Here is a 14,431-nt window from a genome sequence, read left to right on the forward strand (position 1 = left end):
GAGTAGATAATTAAACGGATGAGATGTCAGAATTTATAGTAAACAATGCTTTCAAATGGAGGAAGCAGCCTTTTCTGATGTTCAGCAGGCAAAACCTTTGATGTACAGCCTGAACAAAGCCATTTGATTCCAGTATTTTAATCAATGCGGCGGAATAAGGAATTTTTTTGAATTATCAGCAGAATCATTTAAAAGGTATCTTTAGCTTCTGAGAGGCGCACTTTATTACAGGCTCAAACTTTGTCATAGACGGCGGCTGGACGGCCGGAAAGAAACTATAATAAAGGGAAAAGCACCTTGCAGCTGGGGTGCTTTTCCATATACATAACTGGAGGTAGAATACACTTGATGCAGCAAGATCTCTCAATCATATCAAATCAAAAATCAACAGCCGTGCTGAAAATGGTCATCTCCATGGTGATTTTCGGTTCCATCGGCTTTTTCTCAGAGCATACCAATCTGCCGTCATTTGAATTGGTATTCATCCGCTGCCTTTGCGCGACGCTATTTTTAAGCTTCTGCTGGATGGCGTCCGGCCAGTATAAAACCGAAAAGTGGAGCAAGAGAGAAGTGCTGCAAACATTGGCGTGCGGTTTCTTTCTTGTATTCAACTGGGTGTTCTTATTTAAGTCTTTTGAAGAAACATCTGTCACGATTGCCATCTCGGTTTATCACCTTGCACCGGTGCTTGTTCTTCTCCTGGGAAGCATCATCTACAGAGAAAAATTAAACGTCATCTCCGTCAGTTCCATTATCATCTGTTTTCTGGGAACTGCGCTGATTTCCGGGATTAATGGCAGCACATCACTAACGCAGCTGATGGGATCAGGAATCATTTGGGCCGTTCTCGCCGCATTGTTTTATGCGTTCACTACTTTATTGGGAAAAGGCATTCACAACCTCAGCCCTTACGCGACCACCTTCCTGCAAACCGGTTTAGGGATCATTATCCTGATTCCGTTTATTCACTTTGGTGCTTTTGGCGGCCTGTCTCAGGGGAACTGGGTCATGGTGGTGTCTACCGGTATTATTCATACAGGTATTGTGTATTTGCTGTTTTTTGACAGTTTGCGTTTTTTATCAACGAAATTTATTTCAATTATTGTCTTTCTCGACCCGGCTGTCGCGATCGTGCTGGATACCGTCTTCACAGGCTTCCGCCCAGACCTCTATCAAACACTAGGCATCATGATGATCTTTGCGGGCATGGCTTTGACGCTTGTCAGGAGGCAGGGGAAAGCGGATATGGTCGCTGAGGGTAAGGATATTGAACAAATTCAGTAACACTAATAGAGAAAACGCAAAAAGGCCTAAGCGGTCTTTTTTTGTTTTAGGCCTTTTTACTCTCGCTAATCCTTAAAATAAGATAAACTTTCTAGAAAAATATTGTAATAATATTTCAATCTAGTTAAAATCATTGAATGAATATTACTTTTATTACAAAAGGAGAGAGAAAATGAAAAAAAGAAAGAGGCGGACCTTTAAAAGGTTCATTGCAGTATTTTTAGTGTTGGCCCTAATGATTTCATTATTGCCAGTAGATGTACTAGCAAAAACCACAGAAGAAGAGGAGGGAAATCGTGTTGCGGCTTCTGATCCAGAAGAAACTCTTCAGAATGAACAAACAGAGCAAGCTGTACCTTTCAATCAAAAAGATATAAACAAAGAGGGAGAGATTACCTCAGAAAGAACTGAAAATACAAAGCTCTATTATGAAGGGGACGGTGTTTATAAACAGGAAGTATATCTTGACCCTATTCATACAAAGGAAACACCGAATGCTGACTGGGAAGACATTTCTCCTGAGTTAAAAGAATCGACAAGCAAACAAGTCGAGACAGAGAATGCCGTTTTGAATTCAGATTTTCAAAAGCAAATGAAGAACGGGCTTTATGCGACTTTTGAGCACAATGACCACAAACTTACATATTCACTTGCAGAAGCGAAAGGCCCAAATAAAACTTCACTTACTCCGAAAGACACCTCAGCAGATTTTAAGACTGACAGTAATGAGATTGTTTATCCGGATGTTTTTCCGAATATTGATCTTCAGACTTTCACATTCAATGAAAACATAAAAGAAGATTTAGTCCTTCATCAGTATGATGGATACAACACATTTACATTTCAGGTCAAAACCGATTTACAGGGTAAAGAACAAGAAGATGGTTCCATTGATTTTTCTGATGAAAAAGGAAAAGTTGTTTTTTCTGTGCCTAAGCCTTTTATGACGGATTCAAATCTAGATGAGCTTTCTGGCGAGGTTGAACGGTCAGACAAAGTCAGCTACAAGCTGGAAAAGAATGAAGAAGGGTATTTGCTTCATCTCACGGCAGATGAGAACTGGTTGAAAGATCCGGAACGCGTATATCCAGTCTCTATCGACCCGTCAACATCTTTATCTGTTTCATCAGATACGTTTGTCATGAGTGCCTACCCGACGACCAACTATTCGGCATCTTCACAAAAATGGGATGCTAATCTGAAGGCCTATGTGCTGAAAACGGGTTATTACGACAAAACAACAGGCACCAATTATGCGTTTATGAAATTTAACAATCTAAAACCGATTCAAAATATGACAGTCAGCAAAGCTACATTAAAAACATACGTAGCCCATTCCTATTATGGAACAAAGGCAACTGGTCTTTGGTTGGATACAGTCAACAGCAATTATGATAATGCAAAAGTTACTTGGAACACAAAACCCGCATCTAAAAATATCGGAAAAGCCGATGTCCATAAAGGACAGTGGGCGAGTTACGATGTGACGGCTGCTGTAAAGTCATGGAACTCCGGCGGGGCCAATTATGGATTTAAGCTTCATGCAAACGGAAACGGAAAGGAATATTGGAAAAAACTAATTTCCTCAGCGAACTCAAACAATAAGCCTTATATTGAAGTGACATACACCATCCCGAAGGCGAGCACACCTGCTGTTAAAGCATACAATAACGGGAACGGCACTGGTTTTTTCAATATCAGCTGGAAAAAGGCCGAGGGTGCAAAAGGCTATAAGGTATGGATTTATAATGGGAAAGAATATCAAGCGATCTCAGTCGGCAACACGACATCCTGGAGCACAAAAGGGAAAAACATTTGGCCGACAAGTGCAGAAATTTCATCCGGTAAGTACAAGCTTCACCTTGATGGAAACGGCGGAACTGAATTAGCGCTAGATCCATCTCCAGTGTATAAGAACTCCGGCGGAAGCTATGCCACAAGCAAAAACTATTGGATCGGGGTCAGCGCGATCTTTGATCAGGGAGAAGGAGCGATGTCCGCACCGGCAAAGCCTGTTATCCCTAATGTAGGAAAAGCACAAGCACCGTCAACAAAGGGCTTTAATAATGGGAATGCCACAGGATACTTCGATCTTTCTTGGAAAGCTGTATCAGGTGCAACCGGCTATAAAGTTCAGGTGTTCAATGGGAAAGGCTTTGAGACACTTGATCTCGGAAATCAGACGTCTTGGACCACCAAGGGGAAAAAGATCTGGCCGACAAGTGCAGAAATTAAAGCGGGAAAATATGCTCTTCACCTAAAGGATGGAAGCGGAGCAGAGCTGCCGATCAATCCCGGACCAACCTATAAAAACGCCGGTGGGGATGCAGCCAAAAAAAATTACTCTTTTAAAATAATCGCCTATAACAAAGACGGCGAAGCCATTGCATCACCGGCTGCCAACCCGACACTTCCTGATATCGCTAAACCAAAGAACTTATCGGGTTATGTGTATACAAACACAAAATCAAGCCAAACTGGCTATGTGAATTTGATATGGGAAAAGGTTCAAAATGCGAAAGGCTATAAAATTAATATCTATAACGGCAAAGAATATCAGTCCTATGATGTTGGTAACGTGGATCATTGGACAACCCAAAATAAAAACATTTGGCCGACTTCTGAGGAAATAAAAGCCGGAAGCTACAAGCTGCATACAGACGGAAAAGGCCGTGAATTGGCACTTGACCCGTCACCTGTCTATAACAATGCAAATGGAAATTACAAAGGGAAGAAGAATTATTCCTTCACTCTTTCCGCCTATGATGCGAATGGTGAAACGATCCCGACAGCACCCTTTAACCCAACGTTCAATGAAGGCGCAGAATTCCTTGGAACGGAAGAATACTGGTCTATCATTGATATCCCAAGCGGCCAGTTAAACGGTGCGACAGGAAATGTCATTGTGAATGAAGAAGATATGTCAATTGACGGGCGCGGACCGGGACTTGGCTTATCGAGAACCTACAACAGTCTTGACAGCTCCGATCACTTATTTGGACAAGGCTGGTATGCTGATGCAGAAACATCTGTCATCCCGACGGACGGCGGGGCAATGTATATTGATGAAGACGCTACGACACATCGATTTACTAAAAAAGCCGATGGCACGTATCAGCCGCCGACCGGTGTATATCTTGAATTAACAGAAACAGCTGATCAGTTCATATTAAAAACAAAGGATCAAACCAACGCTTATTTTAATAAAAAAGGCGGCAAACTCCAAAAAGTAGTGGATGGCCACAACAATGCAACTGTCTACACTTACAATGACAAAAATCAACTGACAGCCATTACAGACGCATCAGGCCGCAAGCTCACATTCATATATGATGGAAATGGCCATGTGACTTCCATCACCGGGCCTAAAAATAAGAAAGTCACCTACTCATATGAGAATGATTTACTGAAGAAAGTCACGGACACAGACGGGACTGTCACAAGCTATGACTATGATGGCGAAGGGCGTCTGGTCAAACAATATTCAGCCAACAGTATCGAAGCAAAGCCTGTCTTTACCGAATATCAGTATAGCGGGCACCGTCTCGGAAAAGCGATCAACGCTAAAAAAGAAACATATGTCTATAGCTATGATGCTGATAAAAAGACGCTTCTCATGACACAGCCAAATGGCCGGAAAGTACAGTATGGCTATAATGAAGCGGGAAATCCCATTCAGGTCATTGATGATGCGGAAGGGCTAAAAATTACAACGAATACAAAATATGAAGGCAATAATGTCGTAGAAGATGTAGATCCAAACGACGTCGGCACCGGAAAAGCAACGGAAATCTATCAATATGACAAAGATGGCAACGTTACATCCGTTAAAGACGCATATGGAACTGAGACATACGAATACAACAAAAACAACGACGTCACAAAGATGAAGGATACCGAAGGGAATGTCACTGATATTGCCTATGACGGACTGGATGCTGTATCTGAAACCGATCAGAGCGGAAAATCATCTTCAGCGGCTGTTTATGATAAATACGGAAATCAGATTCAATCCAGCAAAGATTTATCAGCCTCAACTAATATTCTGAAAGATGGAAGCTTTGAAGCACAAAAATCGGGCTGGAATCTGACTGCATCTAAAGACAGCGGCAAAATCTCAGTCATCGCCGCTAAAAGCGGGGTTCTATCCGGATCAAAGGCATTGGAAGTCTTGAGCCAATCAACGACTGCCGGAACAGATCTCGGGTATTCGTCAGCGACACAAACAGTTGAGCTGGAGCCGAATACAACCTATACATTAAGCGGGAAAATCAAAACAGATCTAGCGAAATCAAGAGCCTACTTTAATATTGATTTGCGAGACAAAGATCAAAAACGAATTCAATGGATTCACAATGAATACAGTGCATTAGCCGGGAAAAACGACTGGACCAAACGGCAAATCACTTTTACGACTCCAGCAAATGCAGGAAAAGCTGTAGTGTACATGGAAGTCGATCATAGAGATAAAGATGGCAAAGGGAAGGCATGGTTTGATGAAGTACAGCTGGAAAAAGGCGAAGTATCGTCAAGCTATAACCCAGTTCAAAACAGCAGCTTCACATCGGCAACGGAAAACTGGAATGTAAGCGGGGCATCTGTTGATTCTGAAGAAGGCTTTAATGATGACGTATCATTAAAAGCTGCCCGGACCAGTGCGTCCCAAGCCGGATCAGTCACAAAACAAACCGTTGTCTTAGGGCAAAGCGCAAACGACAAACCAGTTTATCTTACACTGACAGGAATGTCGAAAGCCAGCAGCGTTAAGTTTACAGATGAAAAAGACTATTCTCTGCAGGCGAATGTCACTTACGCGGACGGCAGCACAGGTGTATACAATGCGAAATTCCCTTCTGGAACACAGGAATGGAACCGGGCTGCAGTTGTTATACCAAAAACAAAGCCAATCAATAAAGTCGATATCAGCATTCTGTTCCAAAAGAGTGCGACAGGCACAGTCTGGTTTGATGATATCCGTCTGATTGAAGGAAGCCTTTTAACCAAAAGCACGTATGACAGTAATGGGAACTATATGACCAAGGAAGAGGACGAACTAGGTTACGCCACTTCAACTGATTACGATGAAACTGGTAAAAAAACGTCTGAAACGGATGCAAAAGGTGAAAAAACAACCTATACGTATGATCAGGCAGACCAATTGACAAACATGACGCTCTCTAACGGCACGTCTATCCTTCACAGCTATGATAAGGAAGGCAATGAGGTAAGCAAAACCATCCGGGCGGGAGCAGATCAAACCTATAAATACGAATATGATGTGATGGGCAAGCTTGTCAAAACAACTGACCCTCTGGGAAATGTGTTAGCAAGCGAATATGATGCCAACAGCAACCTGACCAAAACCATTTCACCGAATGGCACCGAAGTGTCTCTTTCTTATGATGGAACAGACCGGGTGAAATCAAAATCGTATAACGGTACAGAAAAGTACAATTTCACATATGACAAAAATGGAAATGAAACGTCGGTCGTTAATAAAGAGCAGAACACCACAAAGAAACGGACATTTGACAACAATAACCGCTTAACCGAATTGAGTGACCGGGGCGGCAGCCAAACGTGGACATATCCTAGTGACTCCGATAAGCTCAAAACCTTCTTATGGAGCCACGGGGACCAAAAAGGAACAAATCAATTTACGTATAACAAACTGGATCAAATGATTGAGATGAAAGACAGTGCATCATCATATTCATTTGATTATGATGAAAATGGCAACGTCCAAACCTTTATTACGGGCAACGGCGGCGGAACAAGTTTTTCTTATGACGAAAGAAACCTTGTAAGCTCGCTGCATATCGGCGACAAAAACGGCGGAAGCATTCTGACGGAAAGCTATGAGTACGACGCCAACGGCAATCGCACAACGATAAACAGCTCAGCAAGCGGCAAGGTGCAATATGAGTATGGGAAGCTGAATCAGCTTGTCAAAGTAACCCATGAAGACGGTACTGTCATTGCATACACATATGACGGATTCGGAAACCGGAAAACCGTTACAACTGTAAAAGATGGCTCAAGCAAAACGGTGAACGCTTCCTTCAACATCATGAACCAGCTGACAAAAGTCAATAATGAAAGCATCTCTTACGATAAAAACGGCAACCGCACATCCGACGGCACATTCACATATACGTGGGATGCAGAAGATAACCTGGCCGCCGTTACAAAAAAAGGCGAAGACAAGCCATTCGCAACGTATAAGTATGACGAAAAAGGAAACAGAATCCAAAAAACCGTCAACGGAAACGTCACGAACTATTTCTATGACGGAGACAGCTTGAACGTCTTGTATGAAACTGACGCAGACAACAAAGTCACAAAATCATACACGTATGGTGACAGCGGCCAGCTGTTATCCTACACAGAGAATGGCAAGAAATATTTCTATCACTACAACGCACACGGAGACGTCATCGCAATCTCAGACAGCACTGGAAAAACCGTTGCCAAGTATCAATATGACGCATGGGGAAATCCAACAAAAACCGAAGCAAGCGATGAAGTAAAAGACAACCGCTACCGCTACGCAGGCTACCAATATGATGAGGAAACAGGCCTGTACTACCTCATGGCCCGCTACTACGAGCCAAGAAACGGCGTGTTCTTATCGCTCGACCCAGACCCGGGCAGCGACGGAGATTCATTGGATCAGAATGGGTATACTTATGGAAATAATAACCCGGTGATGAATGTTGATCCGGATGGGCATTGGGTATGGCTTGTGGTAAATGCCGGATTTGCAGCCTATGATGGGTATAAGGCGTATAAATCAGGAAAAGGGTGGAAAGGTGCTGCTTGGGCAGCTGCTTCTAACTTTGGTCCTGGGAAGATATTTAAGGGTGCTAAGAGGGTTTATAAAGCTACCCAACAAATGAGTAGGAGGGCTTCATTCAGGGCTGCTAAACGGGCTGCCGGAATACCTACTTCTTCTCAATTTAAAATGCATAAAAAAGTATACGATGGTAGTAGTGAGCATAGAACTGTATATTCTTTTGGTAGAATTGGAAGAGGAAGTCATAAAAAATATGTGGTACTTCATAAACATGATAAACGAGGTAGAGGGCCCCATTTCCATGGTGTTGGAAAAGGTAGAAGTCCATTAAAAAAAGGGAGGTACAATCAACTCAAAGGACATTATCCAGAACATTTTAAAGGATATAGAACAAAAAGAAGGAGATAGGGTAATTGAGAAGAAAATTAGATGAAAAACTTAAGAAGAATAAGAAAAAAATTTTAATAAAACAATTAAAAGAGAGATTACAATACTGCGAAAAAAAAGGATTTGTTTATCAACTAGCTGATGTAGGGCAAAGCCGCGATTTGTTGGAAGCTGTCTTATCAAATTCTGTTGAAGGTATGTTGCGTGAAATGAAGGTGAATAGCAAAAAGGAGGCTAAACAGTTATTAAAAGAAACCATTGTTACCTTGGGTTCTGAGAGCATAAATGATATTGTCTATCTATTTCATCCACATAGTGATGAAGTGGGAGCCATCAAGAGTACCCTGAAAGATTGTGTAGAGCATCTAGGCTGTTTATTAGATTTTATTGAATTTGAAGGTCAATTACTTTCTAATAGCTTTATCTTGCTAGAACCATCTTTTACATTTGCAATCTGTTTATTTCACACCGAATATGGTTGTGAGCTCTTTTATGCAAAAAAACTGTAAGTTTATAACTTAATCATTTAGTCTTTGAATACGTGGTTTCAGTTTGACCACGGTAAAGCTAATAGAAGGCATATATAAAATCAAAAGCGGGATTGATTTGAAAGATTCTCCAGATGATTATTTGCATTCAAAAGATGATATAAATGATTGGATAAAACAATATACAAAGTAAGATATTTTCGGCTTGATGATGACTTATGATTATCATCAAGCCCCTTTTATATACGGATTTGTTGGTATAAAAACAGAGGTTAGTCAGGAGAGGAAGAATGTACAAAACAATTGAACAATTGATAGATTATATTGACGGGGGTTGCAATGTTTTAAAGGTCGATTATCAGTTCTTTAAAAAAGAACTCTTAATTGAGATTCAGGTTGTTCAAAATAAAGCTGAATATACGCATAATATTATTTATCAAAATGTTGCTTCTGTTTATTTTAATGGAGGTGACGGTGATATAAGATTGGAAAAAATAGATCCGGAAGAATACAATTGGCAAGTTTTTGAGATGAGTTATCATCCAGAAGGAATCGGGAATCTAACAAATTGTGTAATTCCGGAGTATCAATCAAATGCTAACTTTCTCATTGACATGAACAGAATGCTGATTGCTATAGAAGCTGAAACAGTTCGCTTTGATGATCAATCGTTTTATGCATACCAATTAAACACTAAATAAGAAAAGAGAGGTTGTCAGCCTCTTTTCCTATAGAACATAACATCAGCCAGACGAAATGTAAAAGACAACGTCATCGCGTTTTAAGACTGAATTGGAAAGTAGCTTTATATCAAAACGATTAATAAACTAGGCTGTCCGTTACTAATAGCTAATAAATGGCTTATTCTTATCACTTCATTTCTAACCGGGAGCATAACCAATGAAAAAATTAAAAATGAATAAAATCATCAACACGAACCCAAGATTATTTTTTCCATGCTGAGTCGGATGAAGCACCTGAATCAGAAGCATTTGATCAGCTTACAGTATCAAAAGAAGGTTTTTGGGTTGGGACGGTCAACTGTTACAGGACAGACCTTAAGCCGTCTCTATATTTGATTTCTGCCGATGTGAGTCCAGAGATGAAAGAGATAACATGCTGTGACTCGAACGGTGAAGCCCTTGACGTTCAACAGGTGAAACTGACAAGTAACGCTGTTTACGCAGTGGTCTCTTCAGGTGTTTATAAGCAGGATATCCAATAAGGTGGAGGGATGAGACTATGATGAATTGGCACGCTTTAAGTCAGACAAAACAAGACCGCATCTGGTCAGAAGTGAACAAGCTCATAAAATGGAAACCCGGAAGCAGATGTCATCACATCATCCCGCCTTCCATATCGAGTGTTTGAAATTTCAAGCGGGATGAGCGGTAAAGCCAGTAATGATGATGTGGTCAGAGTGCTGAATGATTTAGAGACTTCGATTTTAAAAGCACTTCAATCATGTACTGGAAAAAGCGATATGATGTACGCATTAGACTGGCAGCATGACGGATATATCTTTAGCCCTCATCAGACAATGCCTCAGGATGAATTTGGCGAATGGCCTGTTTCCGTATTTCCAAATGGAGACTATTATTTCTTTTTTCATCAGGACTTTTCATGGGGGCCTTTGGGTGATCCGTGGAAATGTACAACCACTGTGTTTGGTGAAGAGCTGTTGGAGGCGATAGATAACTATCCGCCTATCCTGTTTCAAGATAGATGAGTTTGTTATTAAACATGTGTCTTTCATAATGTAAGTGAGTATGGAGTATAGGAAAGCGTCAACGGAGGAATCGAAATTGGCAGATGAGTTGAGTATTTCAGGAACTTCTACTATTATGTTTCAGTATATCAAGAAATGGCGTCTTTATAGGGAAAGAGATAACGTTCTTGGTACCATTTATACTATTCAGTTATCAGCTGTTTATCATTCCCGTTCGATTGTTTTCACATTCAAAGACGTTTCAGCTGTTAAGGTACGAGATATGGAAACGCTTTCGGATATGTCTGATGGTCTTCTCCACATTGAATCACAGCCACAAGGCATGTACCTTGTGGAAGAATGGGAAGAGCAGACGTTTCGCTTTTATTGCCGGCAATATGAGGTGGCTGAAGGGAGAGGATCAGCGTGTTTGAAAAACTGAGAAAAAGACAGCAAGAGCTTGAAGAAAAGCCGTACCCTGATGAATTGTACGGCTTTGAAGCAGAAATATATGAGTTTTTTATGCTTGTTGCTGGCAGTTTGGATTATGTCCTGGCGAATAAAAGGATGCCCCGGCATCAGCGGCGTTCGTTGGAGAAAAGTTTTTTTGAGCTGTATCCTGAAATATCGCCGGATATGATCAAAAATGATACCGATCTGTACCATTACATTTTCTTCTATGAACAAGTCAGACAAGAGATTTGCTTTGCGCTAGCCACGGAGGAGAATTCTATGGAAAAACCTCTATAAGCAGTATCGGCAATTTGGACATGGTTGATCTTAAGCCAGACCAAACCATTACGTCGTGCGAACTTGAAGATGCAGAGTCGTTTTATCGTTTTTGGCAAGGGCTTACCTATGAGCGAATCATGATACAGGTGATAACGACTGGTTCAATTATAGAACAACTGTCCGAGTATTTTGAAGGTCATGCTTACAAGGTGACGAAGCTGGCCAAAAGGGAATTTCATTTCCATTCCGTATTAAAGAAAGCAGACCGTGATATTGCAGATTTTCTCTTTCTGTTAGCTTCTATCAATGATGATGTTTTTCTGATCACTGATCCTCAACCGGATAAAAGCTATTTTTTCGAGGGGAAGCTCCAATGCCTGACGGACTCAGGCGAACGGATCATGTGGTTTGAATACGATGCTGTGGACATCTATATGGTTGGCGACGACTCATAAAAATAGGGGGAATCCATTTGAATATCACACAATACGAGAAATTGAAAAAGCATCTTTCTCATGCGGATACAGGTCCATTTACATTAAACGAGTTTATTTTCTATATGAAAGCAGATGATCGTTATATTCATATTCCTGTGTTTGAATTAAAACTCTCGACTCAAACCTGTGACATTCATTTGCGGTTTGAAGACATCAGTGCATCGAAGCTGGATGATCTTGAATCCATCGATTCGGTTGAATTGGAGATTTTACCGACTGATGATCAATGGGAAAGACTCCGTTATTATGTGTATGATCAAGAAGACCAAATGAGTTTCTATTGTGGCGGATGGGATGTGATCAAGTGTGACAAGAAGTCACACTGATTTTCCCCACTTTCCAAGTGTCCTGCTTTTTGCTGCAGCATATGTAACGAGAAACGGAAAAGTCACGATCAGGAAAGCCAAAGGCACCCAATTTGATAATCCGGTTACATAATGGAGTGTGATTGACAAAAGAGTTAGGAAACTCAAGGTGCAAGTGACGTTTCGTACAGCTTTTTCGCTTCTTTTATATTTTTCTTTCATGGTGGATTGATCACTGTATATCGGCGAGGTCCCGGGCTCAGCCGAAAAGATATGCATACCTTGTGAAGAGCAAACACGCTCCCATCCGGCCGCTTCAAACATCTCAGTGTATTCCGCCAAGCTTTCTTCCCCAACATCATGATAATCAATACTGTAGATCAATTTCCGCGGCTCAGCTTTTCTAAGCTTATATCCCATAAACGCAAATGAATCGAGCACCCAGCCTTTGCTGGCCATATCACTTAGTCTCTTCATATCTTTTTCTTCTGAAAACGCCAATCCTTCAGACATCATATATTTTTTCTGTTTCATGACTAATCTCCTTTCAATTGTTGAAAAGCGCGTTCTCCGTGTTCAGCCATCACTTTTCTGCGCTGAATTTCTTTTTTGAGTAATTCTTGGCCATTTCGTGTTGTTTGGTACACTTTGCGGCGCGGGTTGTCATTGTTGACAAGCTCAATGATCTCTTCTTGCAGTAATTTCTTTAACAATGTATATAAGGTAGCCGGGCCGATCGTGAAGGAGTCATCGGTCATTTCCTGAATCTCCTGCATGATCGAGTATCCGTGCTTTGGTTCCAGCAATGTTAAGACAATATAATAGGCTGGATCGGTAAGCTGATCCATTTCCTGCGGACGCTGCTTTGGCAAGTGTTCACCTCATTCCTTATATCAATAAACGATATATCAACCATTGATATAATAAAATTTTCCTCTCTGTTTGTCAACACAATTTTCTTCTGCTTTCAGCCATCATAAAGCAATAATCACCGAGTATGCATTAATGTATGCGTTTTCATAGAGGGGGAATCTTGATGAAAAAGTGGATGGCTGCGGGTTTTGTGATGATGTTGATGCTGTGTTCCGGCGGGATTGAGAGTGTGAAGGCGGCGGAGCAGAAGGTGTATCAGTTTGATTTTGGAAGCTTTTCGGTTGAGCCTGATTACATTGGTGTCAGGGCGTCTGATCGCTATGACCGGTCAAAGGGCTACGGTTTTCAAACACCGGAGAATATGAAGGATGTGACGGCATCCGGGACTGGTGTGAAGAGTGATGCGGTTCAGTTTTTAGCGTATGGGACGAAAAGTGACAACACGTTTAATGTCGATCTCCCGAACGGCCTTTACGAGGTGAAGGTGACGCTTGGCAATACGGCAAGGGCCAGTGTGGCGGCGGAGGGTGTGTTTCAGGTCATCAATATGACGGGAGACGGTGCGGAGGATACGTTCCAAATTCCTGTCACCGACGGGCAGCTGAATCTGCTGGTGACAGAGGGAAAAGCAGGCACCGCCTTTACGCTCAGTGCCTTGAAAATCAAGAAATTGTCTGATCAGCCGGTGACAAACCGAACCATTTATGTCGGCGGCGATTCGACGGTGTGCAATTATTATCCGCTCAACAGCAGCAAGCAGGCGGGCTGGGGGCAGATGCTGCCTCACTATGTCGACAAACACACCTTTCAAGTCAGAAACATGGCGTCAGGCGGGCAGATCGCGAGAGGGTTTCGAAATGACGGGCAGCTTGAGGCGATCTTGAAGTATATCAAGCCGGGAGATTATTTTATGTTGCAGCTCGGCATTAATGATACAAATCCGAAGCATCATGAATCTGAAGCGGAGTTTAAGGAGATGATGCGAGATATGATTCGCCAGGTGAAAGCGAAGGGTGCGGAAGTCATCCTTTCAACACCACAGGGACGGGCGACAGATTTTACGTCTGAAGGCATTCATTCGTCTGTCAACCGATGGTATAGGGCTTCTATTTTGGCTTTGGCCGAAGAGGAGAAAACGCACCTCATTGACTTAAATGTCCTCAGTTCGGCTTACTTTACATCAATCGGTCCGGAAAAAACACTCGCGTTATATATGGACGGAGATACGCTGCATCCTAACCGCGCGGGAGCCGACGCACTGGCGCGGCTAGCCGTTCAGGAGTTGAAACGCCAGAGAATTGAAGGATTTTAATACGTCATTTTTCGGCAAAACACATATGCCTGCGTGAATTAGCGTATAA

10 protein-coding genes and 3 pseudogenes are annotated in these 14,431 nt (G+C 41.9%); 11 read left to right on the forward strand and 2 right to left on the reverse strand.

All coding sequences use genetic code 11. From position 1 onward, the window contains the following. Nucleotides 1-348: 348 nt before the first annotated feature. From ACMX2I_RS01535 to ACMX2I_RS01580, 10 genes and pseudogenes are all read left to right on the forward strand, one after another. Nucleotides 349-1,284, forward strand: a complete 936-nt coding sequence (locus ACMX2I_RS01535) for a DMT family transporter (protein ID WP_414958280.1) — start codon at nt 349-351, stop codon at nt 1,282-1,284. A 172-nt stretch (nt 1,285-1,456) separates the two neighbouring features. After that, a complete protein-coding gene (locus tag ACMX2I_RS01540; protein WP_414955959.1) occupies nt 1,457-8,488 on the forward strand; it encodes a DNRLRE domain-containing protein in 7,032 nt (2,343 codons plus the stop codon). A gap of 5 nt (nt 8,489-8,493) precedes the next feature. Beyond that, nucleotides 8,494-8,976 carry a reverse transcriptase gene (locus ACMX2I_RS01545; protein WP_414955960.1) on the forward strand — a complete coding sequence of 161 codons (483 nt, stop codon included), beginning with the start codon at nt 8,494-8,496 and terminating at the stop codon, nt 8,974-8,976. A 269-nt stretch (nt 8,977-9,245) separates the two neighbouring features. Next, complete coding sequence (locus ACMX2I_RS01550) at nt 9,246-9,656, forward strand: hypothetical protein (RefSeq protein WP_414955961.1); 411 nt, start codon at nt 9,246-9,248, stop codon at nt 9,654-9,656. Between the two features lie 263 nt (nt 9,657-9,919). After that, nucleotides 9,920-10,180: pseudogene (locus ACMX2I_RS01555) on the forward strand (DNA-binding protein); the annotation flags it as partial. Between the two features lie 17 nt (nt 10,181-10,197). After that, nucleotides 10,198-10,684: pseudogene (locus ACMX2I_RS01560) on the forward strand (DUF2716 domain-containing protein). 76 nt (nt 10,685-10,760) lie between these two features. Then, on the forward strand, nt 10,761-11,105 hold the full coding sequence (locus tag ACMX2I_RS01565; protein WP_414955962.1) for a hypothetical protein: 345 nt from the start codon (nt 10,761-10,763) through the stop codon (nt 11,103-11,105). Further along, nucleotides 11,090-11,413: a YxiJ family protein gene (locus ACMX2I_RS01570; RefSeq protein ID WP_414955963.1), complete on the forward strand. Its 324-nt coding sequence runs from the start codon at nt 11,090-11,092 to the stop codon at nt 11,411-11,413. Before ACMX2I_RS01565 ends, ACMX2I_RS01570 begins: the two co-directional genes overlap by 16 nt. Before the next feature lie 20 nt (nt 11,414-11,433). Then, on the forward strand, nt 11,434-11,850 hold the full coding sequence (locus ACMX2I_RS01575; protein WP_414958281.1) for a hypothetical protein: 417 nt from the start codon (nt 11,434-11,436) through the stop codon (nt 11,848-11,850). A 17-nt stretch (nt 11,851-11,867) separates the two neighbouring features. Next, a pseudogene (locus tag ACMX2I_RS01580) lies at nt 11,868-11,996 on the forward strand (hypothetical protein); the annotation flags it as partial. A 213-nt stretch (nt 11,997-12,209) separates the two neighbouring features. Here the strand turns inward: ACMX2I_RS01580 and ACMX2I_RS01585 are convergent. Further along, complete coding sequence (locus ACMX2I_RS01585) at nt 12,210-12,731, reverse strand: DUF2812 domain-containing protein (RefSeq protein ID WP_414955964.1); 522 nt, start codon at nt 12,729-12,731, stop codon at nt 12,210-12,212. A 2-nt stretch (nt 12,732-12,733) separates the two neighbouring features. After that, nucleotides 12,734-13,069 (reverse strand): PadR family transcriptional regulator, encoded by a 336-nt coding sequence (locus tag ACMX2I_RS01590; protein ID WP_414955965.1) that lies wholly within the window; start codon nt 13,067-13,069, stop codon nt 12,734-12,736. Between the two features lie 164 nt (nt 13,070-13,233). Between ACMX2I_RS01590 and ACMX2I_RS01595 the strand changes: the two genes are divergently transcribed. Next, the gene (locus tag ACMX2I_RS01595; protein ID WP_414955966.1) at nt 13,234-14,382 is read left to right on the forward strand and encodes a rhamnogalacturonan acetylesterase; all 1,149 of its coding nucleotides are present in this window, start codon (nt 13,234-13,236) and stop codon (nt 14,380-14,382) included. The last annotated feature ends 49 nt before the right edge of the window (nt 14,383-14,431 follow it).

The organism is Bacillus sp. SW14 (assembly GCF_047608225.1).
GTDB lineage: Bacteria > Bacillota > Bacilli > Bacillales > Bacillaceae > Bacillus > Bacillus subtilis_G.

Excerpts from the sequence above, each read along its gene's own strand:
- ACMX2I_RS01595 (WP_414955966.1), top strand. The coding sequence starts at position 13,234 with ATGAAAAAGTGGATGGCTGCGGGTTTTGTGATGATGTTGATGCTGTGT.
- ACMX2I_RS01540 (WP_414955959.1), top strand. The coding sequence starts at position 1,457 with ATGAAAAAAAGAAAGAGGCGGACCTTTAAAAGGTTCATTGCAGTATTT.
- ACMX2I_RS01585 (WP_414955964.1), bottom strand. The coding sequence starts at position 12,731 with ATGAAACAGAAAAAATATATGATGTCTGAAGGATTGGCGTTTTCAGAA.
- ACMX2I_RS01575 (WP_414958281.1), top strand. The coding sequence starts at position 11,434 with ATGGTTGATCTTAAGCCAGACCAAACCATTACGTCGTGCGAACTTGAA.
- ACMX2I_RS01535 (WP_414958280.1), top strand. The coding sequence starts at position 349 with ATGCAGCAAGATCTCTCAATCATATCAAATCAAAAATCAACAGCCGTG.
- ACMX2I_RS01550 (WP_414955961.1), top strand. The coding sequence starts at position 9,246 with ATGTACAAAACAATTGAACAATTGATAGATTATATTGACGGGGGTTGC.